This window comes from Alkalicoccobacillus porphyridii (assembly GCF_007293315.1).
Lineage (GTDB): Bacteria > Bacillota > Bacilli > Bacillales > Bacillaceae_D > Alkalicoccobacillus > Alkalicoccobacillus porphyridii.
This window is the reverse complement of the sequence record NZ_VLXZ01000410.1, coordinates 1-237: the sequence shown is the minus strand read 5'-3', so window position 1 is coordinate 237 and position 237 is coordinate 1. Positions and strand designations below refer to the sequence as shown.

Sequence of the window (237 nt, the reverse complement as noted above, 5' to 3'; positions counted from 1 at the left end):
CTCACCTTGTATGACAACGTGCTCGTCGAGCAGAATCGGTCCGCCACGTACCACGGCATTTCCGCCAACCAAGACATGATGTTTTAACACACAATTACCTTCCACAATGGCATATTCCGCCACCTGCGAACTGTAATGAATCGTCGGAATGGCATCTTCTTCTATGCCAGCTTTCACCTGCGCGTGACCGTAGACTTTAGCGCAATCGCATAGCCAGACATTGTTCTCTTCATTACC

1 protein-coding gene is annotated in these 237 nt (G+C 49.4%); it reads right to left on the bottom strand.

What is annotated here, in order from left to right:
• Positions 1-237: hypothetical protein (locus FN960_RS24755; protein ID WP_221936879.1), on the bottom strand; the 237-nt coding region annotated here is incomplete at both ends.